The following is a 20,434-nucleotide window of genomic DNA, read 5'->3' on the forward strand; positions in this document are numbered from 1 at the left end:
TGCATTATAGGCCGTGTATCACTCAGGTCAGCCGGATGTACCGGCTGGCCTGTTTGCATGATGTAAACTAAGTGGATTTTCGCCATCTAATTAGATCGTTTTTCAGCATTTGAGCTGATTAGATGGAAATTCTCCACTTCTTTCTGTGTATAACCTCCACATCGGCCGAAAGCTATCCTTTCCCCTTGCCCATACCCCGTAAGCAATCTTTGTGCTTTGCAGTTTCCGAAAGAGGCTGGAAGTCATGGAGCAGAAATTTGGAGCTGTAGGAGCGGTAGCGTCCGCCTTTGTCTCCGGATTTTAACCGCAAGCGGTATAAATCATAAAATCTGGAGACAACAGCGGCCGGAGGCCCAAATGTTCTGCGTAATGACAGCTACAGCCTCGGAGGCGTCTGCCGGCCGCAGAAATTGCATACAATCCCACCTAATAAACTTTAAAATAAACATATGTAAGCGCTTCTTCGATTGTTATATTATTGAAACTGGAGGTGGTTACCGGGTGTTGTCTGCACTGATTAAGCCGATTGTCCGGCTGAACGTTAAGCAGCAGCTGATTCTGCTGTTTGTCATTATGCTTACTCCGATTCTGGTTCTCAATAATTACGGGAATTACAAAGCCGAACAGGTTCTGAAACGGCATGTCACCAACGCTTATGTGGAGCTGAACAAGCAGAACTTTGCCATCATCAACCGGGACATCGATACCGTTAACAAAATAACATCGACGGTGATCCAGAACCCTTTCCTGCAGCAGCTGAATATGAGCGGGCTTGATCCCATAATGGAGCGGGTGGAGCGCTATGAAACGATAGAAAAGCTGCTTGGCAGCTACTCGCAGGGAGCAGAACGCGGGGATGCCATTTATTACTCGCTGTATGTGTACGATCCGCACAATTATTATTTTTTCGCCCCCAATTTTCCGCAGGTGAAGAAGGCGGGGGTTTATTTTTTTACCAAGGAAGAGGAGCCGTTCTGGTTCAGGCAGGCAGTGGAGCAGAAGGGCCGGGGCTACCTGATGTTCATGGACCGGCTCAGTCCGCAGGCTGAGGATCTGAAGACGCTCACGTATGTACGGGCGGTCAATAATATTTATCTCGGCGCAGGAACGATCGGCGTGCTTGTGGTCACGAAAATGGAGGCCAAAATCGGGGAGTCGCTCAAGTCGATTTCGCTGCCGGACGGGGAAATTTACCTGACGGATATGAATAACAGGGTACTTGCCTCCAGCACTAATTCCACGGGAGAGATTATTGAGCTGCCGGAAGGGGCGGAGTTTGGCGATCCGGAGGGAACTGTTGACGTGATTACCGACGACTTCATCTATGTGGTGAACAATAATCATATGCTCGGGCAGAAGCTGGTCTACAAGGTTCCGGTAAAAGCGCTGCTCCAGCAGCAGAACGAGATGAAAAGAGTTATTCAGTACATAACCGTGGCCTATGCCTTATTCGGCCTGATTATTATCACGTATTTCTGGCGTTCGCTGATGACACCGCTGCAGAAGCTGGCTTTTTTTGTGCGGAAGTATGAGCCGGGTAACCGGGTGCCGGAAACGCCGAAGCGGGGCAGCAATGACGAGGTCAGTGTGCTGATCTCCTCAACCTATGACATGGCGCGCGGCTGAACAGCCTGATCATGTACAAATACCAGATGGAGCTGAAGCAGAAGGAGTCCCAGCTGCAGCTGCTGTATCAGCAGATCAATCCGCATCTTTTATATAACACCCTGGAGAGTATTTATTGGAAAAGCTCGCTGGAAGGCAACGTGGAATCCGCGGAAATGATCAAGGAGCTGTCCAAGCTGATGAAGATCAGCCTGAGCCGGGGACGGGAGCTGATTACGCTTGAGGAGGAGCTGGAGCATGCCAGTGCCTATATCAAGCTGCAGCAGCACCGCTACGATTACGTGTTCACTGTGACCTGGAATATTGCCCCTGAAACCAAAAGCAATCTGATTCCCAAAATCACCCTCCAGCCCCTGATTGAAAATGCCATTATCCACGGGGTCAAAAATATGGGGGAGGATGGGGAAATCATCATCACTGCCGCTGTCCTCGGGGATGATGTACTAATTACGATAGAAGACAACGGCTACAAGCAGGTGGACTACGAGGCCATCACCCGGGTACTTAATGACCAAAGTCCAAATCCGGCAAGCGGCTACGGCATCCGCAATATAAACCAGCGTGTGCAGCTCCATTTCGGCCCGGACTATAGCATCAGCTACGGTCCGCGTGCAGGAGGCGGGACGGTTGCGGCCGTTCTGCTGCCCAAAACAGAAGTTCAAGAATAGAAGGGGGAATCTGCAAATGTTCAATATTCTGGTGGTCGACGATGAACCGCTTATCTGTAAAGGCCTAAGTAATCTGCTTGCTTCCTCCGGGCTGGATATCGGTAATATCTATACTGCTGGCAGCGGCTTTGAGGCGCTCGACTGCATCCGGATGGAGGAGGTCGATCTGCTTGTCACCGACATCCAGATGGGGGCAATGAGCGGGATTGAGCTGATGCAGCATGCCAAGCTGGCAAAGCCGTGGGTGCAGACGATTGTTATATCGGCGCATGAAACCTTCCAGTACGCACAAATGGCTGTCAGGCTTGGAGCGAAGGATTATCTGATCAAGCCGCTGAACAGTGAGCAGTTTCTCGATTCGGTAAGGAATGTGCTGCTCAAAATGGACCGTCCTTCGCCCGAGCTTGCCGGCTTCATGGCGGGACTCGGCGAAAGCTTCCGGCTCGAGGAGCCGCTTCCGGCCTACAGCGAGTTGCTGAACAGGCTGCTTACCGATCCTGCTGCAGCGCTGGGCAGCGAGGAAGAAATGCGTAAGCTGGATGAGCTTAGGCTGCAAGGCCCTTATTTTGCCGTGCTCAAGATCAAGCTTCCGCTCCCGGGGGCAGACAGCAGCACCAAGTACAGCCCGCGTGACCGCGGGCTGCTGCGATACGGCGCGCTTAACATCGCCAAAGAGCTGCTGGATCAGGAGTGGAGCTCGACTGCCTTTTATTCGCCGGAGGAAGAAATTACGGTAATTATCCAGTGGGATGAGAAAAGCTACGAGGAGGCAGGGGGCGGTCAGGTCAGCAGGCTGGATGTGCTGGGCCGCAGCCTGCATTTTAACATCCACAAATTTCTGCACCTGAATGCGGTCATCGGAATCAGCCAGATTCTTAAAGGGCTGCCGTTCATGGAGGTGCTGAACCGCCAGGCCTCCCGGGCCATTCTCTGGAACAGGGAGCACAGCGATCATTATGTGTTCTATTACGGCGATTTCAACTGGAGCAGCTATGCGACTGAGCCTTCGGCCGAAGAGCTGCACACGCGCAGCAATCTGATTGTCCAGAAAGCCAAGGAATTTATTGATGAGAACTACGCCCAGAAGGGGTTAACCATCCATGAGGTAGCCAAGAAGAACCATGTCAGCCCCAATTATCTGAGCTACCTGTTCAAGAAAAATACAGGCTACAACCTGTGGGAATATGTAATCAAGCTGCGGATGGAGGAGAGCCGGGAGATGATTTTGCATACCGATCTGCGCCGCTACGAAATTGCTGAACGGGTCGGGTATGAGTCACCGGAGCATTTCAGTAAGATTTTCAAAAAATACTACGGTATCAGCCCGAGCGAGCTGAAGAAGTAAGAACACTCATGACTTCGGTAGATATACACATGTGCAGGGCTCCCCTCGTTTCCTACAATTAAGGTAGGAAGCACTTTGTCAAAGTGCTTAAAGACGAAAGGAATGAGGGAGCCAGATGAATCAGACCGCTGCACTTCACGATGAGCTGCCGGCGAAGCTTGAGAGCAGGCCGTATAAGCAGAACCGCTGGAAAAAGAATTTTTGGGGCTACATGTTCCTTGTACCCGCGATTGCCATCTTCATTATGTTTATGTGGGTGCCTATTTTTAAAGGTTTTCTGTACAGCTTTTACACGGTGGATTTTGTTAAAGGAAATACCTTTGTCGGCTTTGATAACTATGCCCGGGCCATTACCGATCCCGATGTGCTTATCGCCATCAAGAACACGCTGTATTATATGCTGCTCTGTCTCGTCGTCGGCTTCTGGGTACCGATTGCCTTCGCAATTGCGATCTCCGAGCTGAGAAAATTCGGCGGCTTTGTGCGGGTGGCGGCCTATCTGCCTTATGTCATGCCTGCAGTTGTCCTGTACGGGCTATGGAGATGGCTCTATGATCCTGTGGGTCCGGTTAATGCTCTGCTCGGGACGATGGGGGCGGATCAGATCCCCTTTCTTACGGACAGCAGGTGGTCCATGCTCTCGCTGGTGTTCATGGAGACGTGGCAGCAGTTCGGCTCGGGGATGCTGATCTACCTGGCGGCCGTGCTCAGTATACCGCGTGACTGGTATGAAGCGGCGGAGATTGACGGAGCGGGGGTGTGGGCGAGGATCCGCCATATTACGCTGCCGTCGCTGCGCAACCTGATTATCCTGATGCTGATTCTGCAGATCATCGCGACCTCGCAGGGGTACCAGTCCCAGCTGGCGCTGCTGGACGGCGGTCCTAACAAGACAACGCTGACGTACGCGCTGCTGATTGTGAAGTATGCTTTTACCAGACTGGATTACGGCACGGCAACGGCGCTTGGCATGCTGATGTTCATCGTCCTTGGCGGTTTGGGCATTTTACAGTTCAGGCTGAATAAGGAGGATAACTAGGATGAAGAGCACTGAGAGAGGGATTCTGTCGGAGCATGATCTCAAAAAAACGGGCAACAAGGTCGTCTACGGCATTATGGTATTTTTTATTGCGTTAATGGTGTTCACGATGATGTATCCGATTCTGATGACGATGTTTAACGGGCTGAAATCGAATGCCGAGGTCAACTCGTTCCCGCCGCATTTTTTCCCGCAGGAGTGGCATTTCGGTAATTTGAAGGATGCAGTGAATTATATTGATCTGCTGAAGTTCCTCAAGAACACGCTTTATATTTTTGCCGGAAATATGGTTATGACGCTGGTTGTACTCGGGATGGCCTCATTCAGTATCTCGAGGATGAATGTGCCGTACCGCAAGGCGTTCTACTTCTTTTTTCTGATGACGCTGTTTATTCCGGCGACGAGCTATATGATTCCGAACTTCGTCAATCTGAAGGAGCTGGGCCTGCTGAACCAGTATGCGGCTTTCTGGCTGCCGGCGGGAGCGAATACGTTTTATTTTCTGCTGCTGAAGAACTTCTTCGACGGGATTCATCCGGAAATCTTTGAAGCGGCGCGGATCGACGGGGCCTCGGAGCCGAGAAGCTTTTTCGCGATTGCAGTTCCGCTGTCGGTGCCGATTTTTGCCACGCTGGCGATTTTTATTTTCTCCACTGCCTGGAATGACTGGTTCTGGCCGTCGCTGGTGATGCATTCTGAGGAAAAATATACGCTGGCGACTGCGATTTACAAATATGTAATCAGTGTCAAGGCGCTCAATACGAACATCAAGTTTGCCATTCTCTTTCTCGTGTCGCTGCCGCCGATTCTTGTGTTCCTGATCTTCCAGAAGTTTATTATGCGGGGTGTGGCTTTGTCTGCAGTAAAAGGCTAGGAGAGGCAGCGTGTTGCGTACAACGTGAGAATGCACACGATCGTAAACCTGCACATGAAAGGAATATAAATACACCTCGTTTGTAAACGGTTTCTCTTTTAAGATGAATTTGTAAGCTAATTATGAATTGAAAAGGGGAGTTTCAATGCGTAAATTTTCCAGCGTATTAGCAGGCCTCCTTGTGGCGAGTTCGTTGTTATCCGCCTGCGGCGGCAATAATAACAGCAACGGAAATGCCCAGGGGAATACAGGAGGGGAAGCGACTCCGGCGCCGGCAGCAACAGCTGCAGATAACAGCACTGCTGCGACTGATGCGCCTGCGGACGATATTACCCAGAGAAAAGTAACGATCAAAATCCACTATCCGACACCGGACCTGACCGAAATGCGCGCACAGGAAGACGACCGGATCAAACGGTTCCAGGCAGAGTATCCGAATGTAGAGATCATCAAGGACGACTGGCAGTACAGTGTCAGCGAAATCGGAATCAAAATGGCGGCCAATGAAGCACCGACCTTCTTTAACACATATGCGACGGAAGCCAAGTTCCTGGTGGAAAAAGGCTGGGCGGCTGATATTACCGATCTGTGGAACACCTACGAGTATAAGGATCAGATCAACCCGGTGCTGCAGAATCAGTTCATTATTGACGGTAAAATTTTCGGTGTAACCCAAAAGGGCTATGTCACCACTACCATGATCAACAAAAAAATGCTGGACGACAAAGGTGTCGCCGTTCCGCCGATGGACTGGACCTGGGACGACATGCTGAATACCGCCAAAGGTGTGGCCGATGCGAAGAAAGGCATTTCCGGGATCGCACCGATGGGTAAAGGTAACGAAGCGGGCTGGAACTGGACCAACTTCCTGTTCGAGGCTGGCGGGGAGATCCAGAATGTGGACGGCGGTAAGGTTGTGGCCACTTTCAATTCAGAGGCAGGCGTGAAGGCGCTGGATTTCTACAAAAAGCTGAGATGGGAAGCGGAAGCTATTCCGCAGGACTGGGCACTCGGCTGGGGTGATGCGGTCGGCGCATTCCAGCAGGGACGCACAGCGATGGTTATGGCCGGCTCCGACGGCGTAATCGAGCAGGCGCTTAACCAGGGTGGACTCAAGCCGGCGGATGTACTGACCTATCCGATGCCGGCCGCTGAAAAGCGCGGTAAGCATACCGGAGTGCTTGGCGGCGATTATCTCGTAATCAATCCGAATGCTTCCAAGGATGAGCAGGAAATGGCATTCCGCTATATTACTTTCGATTATTTCTCTGACAAAGGCCTGGAGGCGCTGGATGCAATTCTGCAGCAGCGCAAGGCGGACGGCAAATACTTCATTCCGCCGCTTCTGGACTACTATGCTGCTGATTCCGAGTTCGGCAAGAAGACCAAAGCTGTGTACGACAAATATTCCGATATCGTGTATCAATACAATCCGGACATTATGGCTCTGCTTGATGGAAAGCCGGAGGCCCAGTACAACACTCAGGATTACTACGCAACGATGTCCAATGTAATCCAAGAGCTGTTCTCCAAGAAAGGAACAGACTCCAAAGCCCAGCTTGATGCGGCAGCCAAAACGGTGCAGGAGCAATTCTTTGATTCTATTACTGTTGAATAGCAGACATATTGAATTGTAAAAACAGACAGAAGACCGGCAAATCCTCCGACCTTGGAGGACAGCCGGTCTTTTTGTGAACAGTGACAAATTCGGACAAAAAACCGCATGCGGTGACAAAATGATCTCCTGAAAGTATAGCAACCTAAGTGCAGAAATTCCTCTAAGTTAAATATAACCAAATAAAACGCATAAATAATGGTTAAATATCCTGATTATGATCGAATGAAAGCGCTTTGAAAGCAAATCAAAAAAACTTTATACTTTGTGAAAGAATTCACTATACAAGACGGGAATGATGTGATAAGATAAATGTGTAGAGAAAAACAACCTAAAAATTGACAGGAGGACGAGGGAGATGGCAGTTAAGAACGAAGTCGCCGCCCAAGTGAAACAAACCACCGCTGAAGAATATATTCAGACTTTGGTGGATAAAGCAAAGAAAGCCCTGGATGCGTTCATGGAACTGGACCAGGAGCAGGTTAACACAATCGTTCATGCAATGGCGTTGGCAGGTCTCGACAAACATATGTACCTGGCGAAATTAGCCGTCGAAGAAACAGGCCGCGGAGTATACGAAGACAAAATTACGAAGAACATCTTCTCAACCGAATATATCTGGCACGGAATTAAGTACGACAAAACAGTAGGAGTTATTGAGGATAACGCCTACGATAATTTCCAAAAGATTGCTGAACCAGTCGGAATTGTAATGGGTATCACACCGGTAACCAACCCAACATCCACCACGATGTTTAAAGCTCTGATTTCCGCTAAGACACGTAACCCTATTATATTCGGTTTCCACCCTTCAGCGCAAGAGTGTAGCGCCGCTGCCGCCAAAATTCTTCATGATGCAGGCGTAAAAGCAGGTGCTCCTGAGAACTTCATCCAATGGATCGAGCTTCCTACCATGGACAAAACAAACGCGCTGATGAACAACCCTGACGTTGCGCTGATCCTGGCAACAGGCGGATCCGCAATGGTAAAAGCAGCTTACAGCTGCGGGAAGCCGGCTCTCGGCGTAGGCCCTGGTAACGTACCTGCCTTCATCGAGAAGAGTGCTGACATCGATCAGGCTGTAACCGACATTATCCTTTCCAAAACATTCGATAACGGCATGATCTGTGCTTCCGAGCAGGCTGTTATTATAGAAGAAGCTATTTTTGACCAAGTGAAGAAGAAAATGATCGCGAACGGCTGCTACTTCGTTAATAAAGATGAAGCTGCCAAGCTGACTAACGGTGCAATGAACGTTGAGAAATGCGCAGTTAACCCGGCAATCGTAGGTCAATCCGCAGTGAAGATCGCTGAAATGTGCGGTATCCAGGTACCAGCCGGCACCAAGATCCTGGTAGCTGAAATTGAAGGCGTAGGCCCTAAATATCCGCTGTCCGCTGAGAAGCTGAGCCCGGTTCTGGCCTGCTACAAAGTGAAGAATGCAGATCAGGGTATCGAACGCGCTGCAGAGATCGTTGAATTCGGCGGCATGGGCCACAGCTCGGCTATCCACTCCAATAATGAAGAAGTTATCATGAAGTTCTCGCACCGCCTGCAGACAGGACGTATTCTGGTGAATTCTCCTTCGACACACGGCGCCATCGGGGACATCTACAATACCAATATCCCTTCGCTCACCCTGGGCTGCGGATCTTACGGCCGCAACTCGGTATCGCAAAACGTTACTGCCATCAATCTGATCAACGTGAAAAGGGTGAACCGTCGTACCGTGAATATGCAATGGTTTAAAGTACCTGACAAGATCTACTTTGAAAAAGGATCCACACAATACCTGGCTAAAATGCCTAACATTACACGCGTAGCAATCATTACTGACCCTATGATGGTTAAACTGGGCTATGTGGAAAGAGTTGAGCATTACCTGCGCCAGCGCCAGACTCCTGTAGCAATCGAAGTGTTCTCGGAAGTTGAACCGGATCCATCGACTACTACTGTTGAAAAAGGTACTGCTATGATGAACAGATTCCAGCCGGACTGCATCATCGCACTCGGCGGCGGTTCCCCGATGGATGCTGCCAAAGGCATGTGGCTGTTCTACGAACACCCGGATGTTGACTTCAACAACCTGAAACAGAAATTCATGGATATCCGCAAACGCGTATACAAATATCCTACTCTGGGTCAAAAGGCGAAATTCGTTGCCATCCCGACAACTTCTGGTACAGGATCGGAAGTAACCTCGTTCGCGGTTATCACTGACAAAACTGCCGGCAGCAATACCAAGTATCCGCTGGCTGACTATGAGCTGACTCCAGACGTTGCAATTATCGATCCGGAATTTGTATACAGCCTGCCAAGAACAGCTGTTGCTGATACAGGTATGGACGTACTGACTCACGCTATCGAGGCCTATGTTTCGGTAATGGCAAGCGATTATTCGGATGGTCTGGCAATCAAAGCGATCCAGCTGGTATTCCAGTACCTTGAAAAATCGGCATTGACCGGCGACAAGCTGGCCCGTGAGAAAATGCACAACGCTTCGACACTTGCCGGTATGGCGTTCGCTAACGCATTCCTGGGTATCAACCACAGCTTGGCGCACAAATGGGGCGGACAGTACCACACCGCACACGGCCGCACCAATGCGATCCTGATGCCGCACGTTATCCGTTACAATGCCAAGAAGCCAACGAAGTTCGCTTCGTTCCCTAAATATTCGCACTTTGTAGCTGACGAGCGTTATGCCGAAATCGCCCGCATCCTGGGATTGCCGGCCCGCACTACTGAAGAAGGCGTAACAAGCCTGATCAATGCGATCCGTGACATGAACAAGAAGCTGGGTATCGAAGAGTCCTTCCAGGCGCTGGGCTTCGATCCTAAGGATTTCGAATCACGTGTAGATTATCTGGCTGACCGTGCATTTGAAGACCAATGTACAACTGCTAACCCTAAGCTGCCGCTGGTAAGTGAGCTGGCTGACGTATACCGCAATGCCTTCTACGGAAGATTCGACGTCTAATTAGGTGTTGAGTGGCGAATAATATGTTTAAAGGATAATATGGGACTAGATGGTAGTGACAAATATCACCGGAAAGGTGATATTTGTCACAGTCCTTTTTCAGAAAATAAACTAAAATGTTTATATAAACAACGAGCCCGAGATATGAAAGTGCGATTGTGAATTTTATAACAACCATATCTTTGGGATCACGAGACACGGGATCAACCTTCAAGCCCGCGATCTCTACAAATATAATAAATATATAAATGGAGGGATTTAGCATGTCGGTGATTGAAAAAGATGTACAAGAAGTAAAGTCCGGTTGGAGAAGTTTTACAAAAGGCAAATGGGCCAAGAAAGTTGACGTTAACAACTTCATTGCAACAAACATCAAGCCTTATGAAGGAAATGAAGATTTCCTCGTAGGTCCTACAAGCAACACTACTGAACTGTGGAAGATCATTTCCCAGCTGAGCAAGGAAGAAAGAGAAAGAGGCGGCGTATGGGATGTTTCCCTGGATACTGTCTCCACTATTACTTCCCACGCACCAGGCTACATCGACAAGGACAAGGAACAAATCGTAGGGGTGCAGACTGATGCTCCTTTCAGACGTTCCATCCAGCCGTTCGGCGGTATCAAGATGATGATCGATGCCACTAAGGCTTATGGCTTCGAACTTCCGAATAACATTGTCGAAATGTTTACGAATATCCGCAAAACGCATAACCAAGGCGTGTTTGATGCATATACACCTGATATGAGAGCAGTGCGTAAATCCGGCGTTATCACAGGTCTTCCAGATGCTTACGGCCGCGGACGCATTATCGGCGACTACCGCCGCGTTGCTCTGTACGGTATTGATTTCCTGATTAAAGACAAGAAACAACAACTGGCTGAGCTTGAAGTTGATTCCATGACTGAGGATGTAATTCGTCTGCGTGAAGAGCTGTCCGAGCAGATCCGCGCTCTGGGCGAACTGAAGGAAATGGCTGCTGCCCACGGGCTTGATATTTCCAAACCGGCTAACTCTTTCAAAGAAGCTACTCAATGGGTGTACTTCGGATACCTGGCAGCAGTTAAAGAGCAGAACGGTGCAGCAATGTCCCTTGGACGCGTATCCTCCTTCCTTGATATCTATGCACAGCGTGATTTTGAAGAAGGTACTCTTACTGAAGAGCAAGCACAGGAAATCGTTGACCATTTCGTAATGAAGCTGCGTATCGTTAAATTCCTGCGTACGCCTGACTACAACGAACTGTTCTCCGGTGACCCTACTTGGGTAACTGAGTCCATCGGCGGCATGGCTGAAGACGGAACAACCCGCGTAACCAAGAACAGCTTCCGCTTCCTGCACACCCTGTATAACCTGGGACCTGCACCAGAACCGAACCTGACTGTACTGTGGTCCGAGAAACTGCCTGAAGGCTTCAAGAAATATTGTGCAAAGGTATCTATTGAAACCAGCGCTATCCAATATGAGAATGATGATGTAATGCGTCCATACTGGGGTGAAGATTACGCGATTGCCTGCTGCGTATCCCCGATGCGCATCGGTAAACAAATGCAGTTCTTCGGAGCCCGTGCGAACCTTGCAAAAGCTCTGCTGTACGCAATCAACGGCGGTGTGGATGAAAAATCCGGCGCACAGGTAGGTCCTGAATACCCTGCAATCACTTCCGAGTATCTGGATTACAACGAAGTCATGAAACGCTTCAAACCAATGATGGAGTGGCTGGCCAAGACTTATGTTAACACCTTGAACATCATCCACTACATGCATGATAAATATTCCTACGAACGCATTGAAATGGCGCTGCATGACCGCGACATTCTGCGTACAATGGCTTGCGGTATCGCTGGTCTGTCCGTTGCTGCTGACTCCCTGAGCGCAATCAAATACGCTAAGGTTAAGCCAATCCGCAACGAACAAGGCATTGCAATCGACTTCGAAACTGAAGGTGAATTCCCTTGCTACGGTAACAACGACGACGCTGTTGACAGCATCGCAGTTGAACTGGTTGAAACCTTCATGTCGATGATCCGCAAACACAAAACTTACCGTGATGCTGTTCCGACTCAATCGGTACTGACTATCACTTCGAACGTAGTTTACGGTAAGAAGACTGGTACTACTCCTGACGGACGTAAAAAAGGCGAACCATTCGCACCAGGTGCTAACCCAATGCACGGACGCGATAAGAAGGGCGCACTGGCATCCCTGAACTCTGTTGCCAAACTGCCTTACTCTGATGCACAAGATGGTATCTCCAATACGTTCTCCATTGTTCCTAAGGCACTGGGTAAAGACGAAGAATCCCGTAAGTCCAACCTGGTATTCATGATGGACGGATACTTCCACAACAACGCTCAGCACTTGAACGTTAACGTATTTAACCGTGAACAGCTGATCGATGCTATGGATCACCCAGAGAACTATCCGCAACTGACAGTTCGTGTATCCGGCTATGCAGTTAACTTCATCAAGCTGACCCGTGAACAACAGCTGGACGTTATCAACCGTACATTCCACTCTTCACTGTAAGATTTGTTCTTGGACATCAGGAACTGATATAAACCACAGAGCTGCCGCCCTTGAAAGAGGGCGGTAAACTCTTGTTTAAAATTCATTAAAATTTTAAGTTTTTTTCATTGAAAGGATGACCTCATATGGTTAAAGGACATATCCACTCCTTAGAGACATTTGGAACGGTGGATGGCCCGGGAATCCGCTTCGTGCTTTTTATGCAGGGCTGTCTGCTTAAATGCCAGTATTGCCACAACCCGGATACCTGGGGGCTGAACGAAGGCAAGGAAATGACACTCGAAGAAGTACTTGCGGAAATCGAGCCGTACTTGAATTATTATAAGACTTCCGGCGGCGGGCTTACCGTTTCTGGTGGTGAGCCCACACTGCAGGCACATTTCGTGAAGCAGCTGTTTACAGAAGTGAAGAAACGCTGGAATCTGCATACTACCCTGGATTCCAACGGTTATAATGACGGCTCCAAGATCAGCGATCTGCTGGATGTTACCGATCTTGTCCTGCTGGACCTGAAGCATATCGACGATGAAGCTCATATTAAGCTGACCGGTAAATCCAATGACCGCACACTGAAGCTGGCCCGCTGGTTGTCTGATCATAACCGTAAAATGTGGATCCGCCACGTATATGTTCCCGGCATTCATAATAAAGAAGAAGATTTGCTTAACCTTGGACGTTTTATCGGAACCCTGAACGGGGTAGAGAAGTTTGAAATCCTGCCTTATCATCAGATGGGGATTTATAAATGGCAAGAGCTGGGCCGTCCTTACGAGCTTGAAGGGGTGCCTTCACCAAGCGATGAGGAAGTACAGCGTGCGTACCGGCTGATTGAAGAGGGGCGCAAAGAAACCGCTCTGGTTAAGTAATGGAAACAGATATATGAAGCCGTTCCTGTTAGCGATAGCTGCGGAGCGGCTTTTTTGCATGGCTTCAGAAGAGGAAACAAAGCTCATGTTGCACTGCGAAAACTCATGATATAGTAACCATTGAGCAAGGGAACGCAGCATATTTGATAACTCACTGACAGGAGAGATAATAATGAAAAATGTTATCCATGAGCCGTAGCATTACCAATGTCCTTTCTGTCTGCTTGTACAAGGGATCGAAAACGAGCATGTTCTTTCCAGACAGTCGGATATCTTTTACCAGGATGAGCTGGTTACCGCATTTATTGCCTCGCACTGGTGGCCGGGTAATCGCGGACATGTGCTCATTATTCCCAATACGCATATTGAGAATATCTACAGTCTGACAGGGGCGCTCTCCGACCGCATACATAGGCTGGAAATTGAAGTGGCTAAGGCGCTAAAGGAAACGTACAGGTGTGACGGTGTTTCTTCGCGGCAGCACAACGAGCCGTCAGGCGGCCAGGATGTGTGGCATTATCATCTGCATGTATTTCCCCGATATGATCAGGATCAGCTGTACACATCAAGAGCCAGAATAACCACTGCTGAAGAACGGATGTTATATTCAAGCAGGCTGAAGGAGCATTTTGAACAAAGAAAGAAGCGTGATGTATAAGTTTTATGACGGGAAAAAGATTATTGAACTTGTAAAATCAGATTATGTGTTATATAAAGTTACTGTGAATGTAACTTAAAAGTGATGTATTCGCTTACATTAGAGGTTTTTATCCCTATTGTAGATGAATGTTAACCTTACGATTACAAATGACGTTTTTTATAATAAGAGGTGTAAGGGAAATCATTAAATAGGGAGGGTCACCCGTAATGAGAAAGAGTATAACGATGCTGTTGTCCCTGATGTTTGTAACTTCTGCGCTGTTGACTGCCTGTGGCGGAAACAACAATAATGCAGGTAACAACGGGGAAGCCGCGGCAACAAATAGCGAAACAGCCGCAACGAACGCCCCTGCAACAGAAGAACCTGCGAATACAGAACCTTTTGAAATGACCATCCGCCACACCCAGGTTGGTGCCGACAAGCAAAAGCGTCTGGCCATCCTGGAGGATGTAGTCGGCAAGGTGCAGGAGGAAGTGCCCGGCCTGACCTTTAAGCTCGATGGGGTGGATTCGGATGTGAACCGCAAAGAGAAGCTGCGCGGTGAAATGGCCGCCGGCAACCCGCCGGAAATTTTCGATCTTTTCGGCAGCCCGGATTCCAAGATTTATGCAAAGGAAGGCAAGCTGCTGGATCTGACCCCGATTCTTGAGGAGCTGGGCATCAAGGACAAATTCTCCAATCTTGATCCGTTTACTTATGAAGGCAAAATCTACGGACTGCCGATTGGCGGCTCTGGTGAGGGCTTCTTCTATAACAAGGAATATTATGCAAGCAAGGGCTGGAAGGCTCCGGCCACCTTTGCCGAGCTGGAGCAGCAGCTGGCTGATATCAAAGCGGATGGCAAAGTGCCGCTGGCTGGCGCCTCCAAAGCAGGCTGGGTACCGCTTATGCTGGCTAACCACTTGTGGTCCCGCTATGCCGGACCGGATGTAACAGCAAAATTCGCTACCGGTGAGGCAAAGTGGAGTGACCCGAATGTTGTCAAAGGCTTTGCCAAATACAAGGAGTGGGTCGATAACGGCTACTTTAAAAAAGGTGAGCTCGGATTCGAATATGCTGAATATACCACTCAATTTACCAGCGGTGAAGCGATCCTGATGTATGACGGAACATGGAAATCCTCTGTATTCAAAGCCGGGCAGTCCGGCGAAGGTCTGATTGGCAAGGTCGGTTTCTTCAACATTCCGGCGGTTGACGGCGGAGTGGGTGATCAGACAGCGCTGATGCGTGATGTGAACAACGGCTACGGCTTCTCTGCTTCCGCAGGTGAAGATGAACGCCAGCTGGCTGCCGTAAAATCCTTCATTAAAAATATGTACAATGAAGAAATGCAGCTCCGCGGTCTGGTCGAGGATGGCGTCCTGCCGGCCATGAAGCTGGACCAGGCAGTGCTGGATGCGAACATTACCGATGACCTGATGAAAGAAATCGTGGCGGTGCTCAATAACTCCGCATCCTCCTTCCCAGCATTTGACTCGCTGGTTCAGGCGGATGTGACCACCGAAATCAGCAACATCCAGATTCAAAAGCTGATCGGCGGCCAGACCACTCCTGAGAAGATGGGCGAAGAGCTGCAGAAGGTTCAGGAAGAAGCGAACGCGGCTGTGGAATAGGCAACCATTGAAATGTACCCTGGTGGCTGCTCCAGGGTACATTTTTTTAAAGATTGGCGCCCAGATCTTAAGCATCGGAGGTAGTTATGAATAAAGCGCTCAGAAATCCGCTCGTCTTCATCCTGTTCGTTCTTCCTGCACTTGCCTTGTTCCTGATCTTCTTTATCTATCCGATATTCAGCTCCGTCTATTACAGCCTGACCAGCTGGAACGGTGTATCCGACACAGTTAAAATGACCGGCCTGTCGAATTATGAAAAAGCGCTCGGCGATGACCGCTTCTGGATATCGGTGAAAAATAACGGCTGGTTTATTCTGTTCTCCGTTTTTATCCAGGTTCCGCTGATTGTCCTGTTCTCCTTGCTGATTGCAAATGTCAAAAAGCTCAAGGGCCTGTATAAAACTGCAGTATTTATGCCCTCCATCATGTCAACGGCAGTCATCGGTATTCTCTGGGGCTTCATCTATGAACCCAATATCGGCCTGTTTAATAAGCTGTTAGGCTTAGTCGGTGTCGAGCCGGTATACTGGCTGTCCGATGAACGGTTTGCCATGCTGTCGATTCTGATCACCAACGCCTGGCAATGGACCGGATTCTACATTGTAATGGTGCTGGCGGCGATTCTGGCTATTCCGGGAGAGCTTGAGGAGGCTGCAGCGATTGATGGGGCTACGGGCTTCCAGCGGGCTACACGCATCACCCTGCCGCTGATTGTGCCGATCATTTCAGTAGTGATTATGCTCTCTATCGCCGGGGCAATGAAGGCGGCCGATATCGTCATCGTTATGACCAAAGGCGGTCCGGCCGGTTCGACTGAAGTAATGGCGACTTATATGATCAAGTATGCAATCACGAACTTTAAATACGGGTACGGCAATACCATTGCGGTCCTGATCTTCGTATTTACGCTTATCGTGACAGTGGTGTACCAGCTGCTGTTTAACCGGCGTAGTGAAAGGATTGAATACTGATGCCGCGTGCTCTCAGAAAAGGTCTGCCCCATGCCGCGCTGCTCGGCTACCTGCTGGTTGTGCTTTTTCCGTTCCTGTTTGTGCTGTTCTCCTCTGTAAAAAAGGACAATAACTCGATAGCCTTGAACCCCTTCGGCATTCCGAAGGAGTTCGTATTCAATAACTACGTGGAAGCCTGGGTGAACGCGAAGATCAGCACGTATTTTTTTAACAGCTTATACATCTCGGTCTTTGCCTCTGTGGTATCGATTATCCTGGCCAGTATGTTCGCCTTCGCGGTTACCCGGATGCGCCACGGACGCTGGAATTTGCTGCTATACTCGTTTGTGCTGGTCGGAATGCTGATTCCGAATAACGCGCTGATGCTGCCGATCTATACGATTGTACGTAAGCTGCATATTCTGAACACACACTGGGCGCTCATTATTCCGTATATTGCCAATGCGATCCCGTTTACGATCATTATTCTCGCTGCCTTCATGCGTTCACTTCCCAGTGAAATTGAGGAAGCGGCGGTAATGGATGGGTTGAAGGCCCCGGGTATCTTTGCTAAGATTATTGTACCTCTGACGGTTCCCGCCATGGTTACAGTTTTCATCGTCAATTTCCTGGGAAATTGGAATGAGTTTTTGCTGGCCAACTATTTTCTTTCCAATGATGAGCTGCGCACGCTTCCGGTGGGAATGGTCCAATTCCGTGATCAGTATCAGATGAACTATGCGCAGATGTCCGCGGGTATCGTCTACAGCGTACTGCCGGTGGTTATCATTTATGCCATTTTGCAGGAGAAAATCATTGAAGGTGTAACGGCAGGCAGCGTAAAGGGCTAACCTAATTACAGTCAGGAGCGCAGCTTATGAATTTGCGCTATAAATTATTTACTGCTTTTTTGGGCCTGATCATTATTCCGCTATTTACCCTTGGCATGATTATGTTCTTCGTCACGTATAACTCCATTGAGAAGAAGTACAGCCAGCAGTCTGAGTATTCACTCAAAGCGATCAGCTACAGCATCTCCAATGTGTTCAAGGATATGAACAATGTAACGGACAACGGGATAGCCACCTCGGTGTTCCACATGGCACTCAGTGCGGATGATCCCTCCAAGCAGGATCTGACCGATGCCGAGCAGCTCAGCCTGAACGCAAGCCAGCGCAATTTCCGGAGTCTGTTATACAATCATCCGTCGATCAGCTATGCGTTTTTGTACAATTTTAACGGAAAAGGCAGCTCGGAAATTGTCTCGGTATTCACCAAGGAAAACTTCCGGACGCTACCGTACGAAAAATTCAAGGGAAGTGAGCTGTACCAGGAAGTAATGGAGCTTAACGGTGTGCCCAAGTGGCTGGCGCCGCATGAGTATCCTGAGCTGACCGGAACAGAGCCGGTATTTACACAGATCCGTCTGATTAAGGAGCTTAGCTTTTTTCAGAATATCGGTATTCTGGTGGTACAGATCAAGAACTGGGAGTTCGAATCGATCTTCCGCAATTTGAAAATCGGGGACAGCAGCCAGAAGGTTTCTTTTATGCTGGTCAATGATAACGGGATGATCCTGCTTGATCCGGACCACAGTCTGGACGGGCAGGATTTGAGCTCTTTTACAGCTAAAAAAATTACGTATAAGCCGGGCTTTCAGAGCTTCAGAACAGAGTTTGCCGGCGAAAAAAGCATTCTGTCCGTCTATCATCTCAAGGACTACCCCTGGAGCCTGGTCTCGGTCACCTCGTGGGATTCCCTGTCCCGCGAGGTTACGGTGTTCGCCCGCTGGTTCGTAGCCGTGATTTTCCTGTGCTTGCTGGCAGCGGTCATATTTAACCTGTTTTTTATGAACCGGATTACCGGCGGCATTGCTGTCATTGTCCGCTTCATGCGGCGGGTAGAGGATGGCGACCTGACCACAAGGGTAGAGGAAAAAGGCAATGACGAGATGACCCTGCTGGCCAGAGGCATCAACGATCTGATGAACAAAATCAATACGCTGTTCAACCGGATTCAGGTCGAGCAGCGCCGCAAAAACCAGGCGGAAATGCGGGTGCTGCAGGCGCAGATCAAGCCGCATTTTCTGTTCAATACACTGGAGTCGATCAATGTGCTTGCTGTCCAGAATGAAGGGCGGAAGGTCAGTGAGATGGTCTACCGGCTGGCCGGTATTCTGCGGATCAGTATTCAGGACCGGGACGAAATTACACTGCAGGAGGAAGTTACCCATCTGCGCAACTATCTGGATATCCAGAAGTTCCGGTTCGAGGATGTATTCGATTATGAAATCGACATTCCTGATGAGCTGCTGGGCTGCGGCATCCTGAAGCTGACACTGCAGCCGCTGGTGGAGAACAGCATTCAGCACGGGTTCGAGGGGATCGGATACCACGGCCTGGTAACGGTAAAAGGCTGGGAGGAGCGGGGCAATCTGATTCTGCGGATCGAGGATAACGGAATTGGTATGACACCGGCCCAGCTGTCTGTGTTCCAATATATGGTTCACGATCCGGCTGAGGCAGATGCTTCATCCCGGACAGGAGATGGCATGCGCCACCAGGAACGGCGGGGGCTGGGCGTCCGCAGCGTGGCTGACCGTATCCGCATTGAGTACGGCAACCGGTACGGAATCTTTATCTGCGCCAGTCCCGGAACCGGAACGGTTATCCAGTGCGTCATTCCCAAATATGAGCAGGGGGAAGATCATTATGCTAAAGGTTCTGCTGGTTGACGATGAAGCCCCTATTCTGAACAATCTCAACAAAGTGCTGCCGTGGCAGGAGATGGGAATGGAGGTTGCAGGCATGGCGCGCAGCGGGATGGAGGCGCTCAGAATTGCCGAGGCGGAGGCGCCTGACCTGGTGCTTTGTGACATCCGCATGCCGGTTATGGATGGTCTTACCTTCGTCAGCAAGCTGCGGGAAATGGGCCTGGAGAGCGAGGTACTGCTGCTAAGCGGGTATCAGGAGTTCGATTATGCCCGGGAAGCGATCCGGCTCGGAGTCAAGGAGTACATCTGCAAGCCGATTCATTATGAGGAGCTTGGCAACAAGGTGCGCAATATCGGCGCGCAAATCCGCAGCAGACAGTACAAGGATAAGCTGTACAACAGCGTTCCATTATTTCAGGAGTTGCCTGCTGAAGAGAATACGTCCCGGAAAACACCCGAGCAGCTGATGAACCAGGCCGCAAAATACATTTCGGAGCGGCTGCACTACGATCTCGGAATTGAAGAAGTGGCTGGCAGGATCGGCATCAGCAGCAGTTACTTCTGTCTTCTGTTTAAGAACCGGTTCGCGATGACCTTTGTGGAATATGTGACCCAGCAGCGGATTGAAGCGGCTAAGGTCATGCTTGCTGGCACTGATAAAAGCATAACGGCGATCAGCGCGGGTGTGGGATACCAGGAGCGGCGCTATTTTACCAAGGTATTCCAGAAGCAGACGGGGATGACCCCGAAAGAGTACCGTGACCGCAGCCGAAGTCCTGAAGAACATTAACCGGCTGGAATTTCCTGAATGGCGACTGTAAAAAAGGGTAACCAATATAAAGTCTAATACAAAGCTCGATGCGTGGACGATTAACCTGGAGGGTGAAGGGGGAATCGTCTTTGTTTTTTTTCTTTACATAAAATGAAACTTTTTGAGGGCCGCAGCGTCTAATACTATG

At 49.5% G+C, this 20,434-nt stretch carries 15 protein-coding genes; all 15 read left to right on the top strand.

The window, feature by feature from the left end; genetic code table 11:
- Positions 1–504: 504 nt before the first annotated feature.
- The 15 genes from AWJ19_RS37780 to AWJ19_RS28605 all read left to right on the top strand — a co-directional run bounded on the left by AWJ19_RS37780 (position 505) and on the right by AWJ19_RS28605 (position 20,265).
- Positions 505–1,626: a cache domain-containing protein gene (locus AWJ19_RS37780; RefSeq protein WP_347231173.1), complete on the top strand. Its 1,122-nt coding sequence runs from the start codon at positions 505–507 to the stop codon at positions 1,624–1,626.
- Positions 1,627–1,637: 11 nt separating this feature from the next.
- Positions 1,638–2,294, top strand: a complete 657-nt coding sequence (locus AWJ19_RS37785; RefSeq protein WP_347231174.1) for a histidine kinase — start codon at positions 1,638–1,640, stop codon at positions 2,292–2,294.
- 16 nt (positions 2,295–2,310) lie between these two features.
- Entirely contained in the window at positions 2,311–3,639 is a 1,329-nt protein-coding gene (locus tag AWJ19_RS28545) for a response regulator (RefSeq protein WP_068728564.1), read from the top strand.
- A gap of 115 nt (positions 3,640–3,754) precedes the next feature.
- The gene (locus tag AWJ19_RS28550) at positions 3,755–4,678 is read left to right on the top strand and encodes a sugar ABC transporter permease (protein ID WP_068728565.1); all 924 of its coding nucleotides are present in this window, start codon (positions 3,755–3,757) and stop codon (positions 4,676–4,678) included.
- Position 4,679: 1 nt separating this feature from the next.
- Positions 4,680–5,552 (top strand): carbohydrate ABC transporter permease, encoded by an 873-nt coding sequence (locus AWJ19_RS28555; RefSeq protein ID WP_068728566.1) that lies wholly within the window; start codon positions 4,680–4,682, stop codon positions 5,550–5,552.
- Positions 5,553–5,697: 145 nt separating this feature from the next.
- Complete coding sequence (locus AWJ19_RS28560; RefSeq protein ID WP_068728567.1) at positions 5,698–7,170, top strand: extracellular solute-binding protein; 1,473 nt, start codon at positions 5,698–5,700, stop codon at positions 7,168–7,170.
- Positions 7,171–7,525: 355 nt separating this feature from the next.
- Entirely contained in the window at positions 7,526–10,147 is a 2,622-nt protein-coding gene (adhE, locus tag AWJ19_RS28565) for a bifunctional acetaldehyde-CoA/alcohol dehydrogenase (RefSeq protein WP_068728568.1), read from the top strand.
- A 263-nt stretch (positions 10,148–10,410) separates the two neighbouring features.
- Entirely contained in the window at positions 10,411–12,672 is a 2,262-nt protein-coding gene (pflB, locus tag AWJ19_RS28570; RefSeq protein ID WP_068728569.1) for a formate C-acetyltransferase, read from the top strand.
- A 125-nt stretch (positions 12,673–12,797) separates the two neighbouring features.
- Positions 12,798–13,538, top strand: coding sequence for a pyruvate formate-lyase-activating protein (gene pflA, locus AWJ19_RS28575; protein WP_068728570.1), 741 nt, complete (start codon positions 12,798–12,800; stop codon positions 13,536–13,538).
- Between the two features lie 271 nt (positions 13,539–13,809).
- Complete coding sequence (locus tag AWJ19_RS28580) at positions 13,810–14,196, top strand: HIT family protein (protein ID WP_241781930.1); 387 nt, start codon at positions 13,810–13,812, stop codon at positions 14,194–14,196.
- Positions 14,197–14,405: 209 nt separating this feature from the next.
- Positions 14,406–15,812, top strand: a complete 1,407-nt coding sequence (locus tag AWJ19_RS28585) for an extracellular solute-binding protein (RefSeq protein ID WP_068728571.1) — start codon at positions 14,406–14,408, stop codon at positions 15,810–15,812.
- Between the two features lie 86 nt (positions 15,813–15,898).
- Entirely contained in the window at positions 15,899–16,783 is an 885-nt protein-coding gene (locus AWJ19_RS28590; protein ID WP_068728572.1) for a sugar ABC transporter permease, read from the top strand.
- Positions 16,783–17,613, top strand: coding sequence for a carbohydrate ABC transporter permease (locus AWJ19_RS28595; RefSeq protein ID WP_068728573.1), 831 nt, complete (start codon positions 16,783–16,785; stop codon positions 17,611–17,613). Before AWJ19_RS28590 ends, AWJ19_RS28595 begins: the two co-directional genes overlap by 1 nt.
- Before the next feature lie 26 nt (positions 17,614–17,639).
- Positions 17,640–19,496: a sensor histidine kinase gene (locus AWJ19_RS28600; RefSeq protein ID WP_068728574.1), complete on the top strand. Its 1,857-nt coding sequence runs from the start codon at positions 17,640–17,642 to the stop codon at positions 19,494–19,496.
- On the top strand, positions 19,474–20,265 hold the full coding sequence (locus AWJ19_RS28605; RefSeq protein ID WP_068728575.1) for a response regulator: 792 nt from the start codon (positions 19,474–19,476) through the stop codon (positions 20,263–20,265). Before AWJ19_RS28600 ends, AWJ19_RS28605 begins: the two co-directional genes overlap by 23 nt.
- Positions 20,266–20,434: the final 169 nt, after the last annotated feature.

The organism is Paenibacillus sp. DMB5 (genome assembly GCF_001517085.1).
GTDB lineage: Bacteria > Bacillota > Bacilli > Paenibacillales > Paenibacillaceae > Paenibacillus_AQ.

Bases quoted from the DNA above. Each gene is read 5' to 3' on its own strand.
- AWJ19_RS37785 (WP_347231174.1), top strand. From the start codon at position 1,638: ATGTACAAATACCAGATGGAGCTGAAGCAGAAGGAGTCCCAGCTGCAG.
- AWJ19_RS28545 (WP_068728564.1), top strand. From the start codon at position 2,311: ATGTTCAATATTCTGGTGGTCGACGATGAACCGCTTATCTGTAAAGGC.
- AWJ19_RS28550 (WP_068728565.1), top strand. From the start codon at position 3,755: ATGAATCAGACCGCTGCACTTCACGATGAGCTGCCGGCGAAGCTTGAG.
- AWJ19_RS28555 (WP_068728566.1), top strand. From the start codon at position 4,680: ATGAAGAGCACTGAGAGAGGGATTCTGTCGGAGCATGATCTCAAAAAA.
- AWJ19_RS28560 (WP_068728567.1), top strand. From the start codon at position 5,698: ATGCGTAAATTTTCCAGCGTATTAGCAGGCCTCCTTGTGGCGAGTTCG.
- adhE (WP_068728568.1), top strand. From the start codon at position 7,526: ATGGCAGTTAAGAACGAAGTCGCCGCCCAAGTGAAACAAACCACCGCT.
- pflB (WP_068728569.1), top strand. From the start codon at position 10,411: ATGTCGGTGATTGAAAAAGATGTACAAGAAGTAAAGTCCGGTTGGAGA.
- pflA (WP_068728570.1), top strand. From the start codon at position 12,798: ATGGTTAAAGGACATATCCACTCCTTAGAGACATTTGGAACGGTGGAT.
- AWJ19_RS28585 (WP_068728571.1), top strand. From the start codon at position 14,406: ATGAGAAAGAGTATAACGATGCTGTTGTCCCTGATGTTTGTAACTTCT.
- AWJ19_RS28590 (WP_068728572.1), top strand. From the start codon at position 15,899: ATGAATAAAGCGCTCAGAAATCCGCTCGTCTTCATCCTGTTCGTTCTT.
- AWJ19_RS28595 (WP_068728573.1), top strand. From the start codon at position 16,783: ATGCCGCGTGCTCTCAGAAAAGGTCTGCCCCATGCCGCGCTGCTCGGC.
- AWJ19_RS28600 (WP_068728574.1), top strand. From the start codon at position 17,640: ATGAATTTGCGCTATAAATTATTTACTGCTTTTTTGGGCCTGATCATT.
- AWJ19_RS28605 (WP_068728575.1), top strand. From the start codon at position 19,474: ATGCTAAAGGTTCTGCTGGTTGACGATGAAGCCCCTATTCTGAACAAT.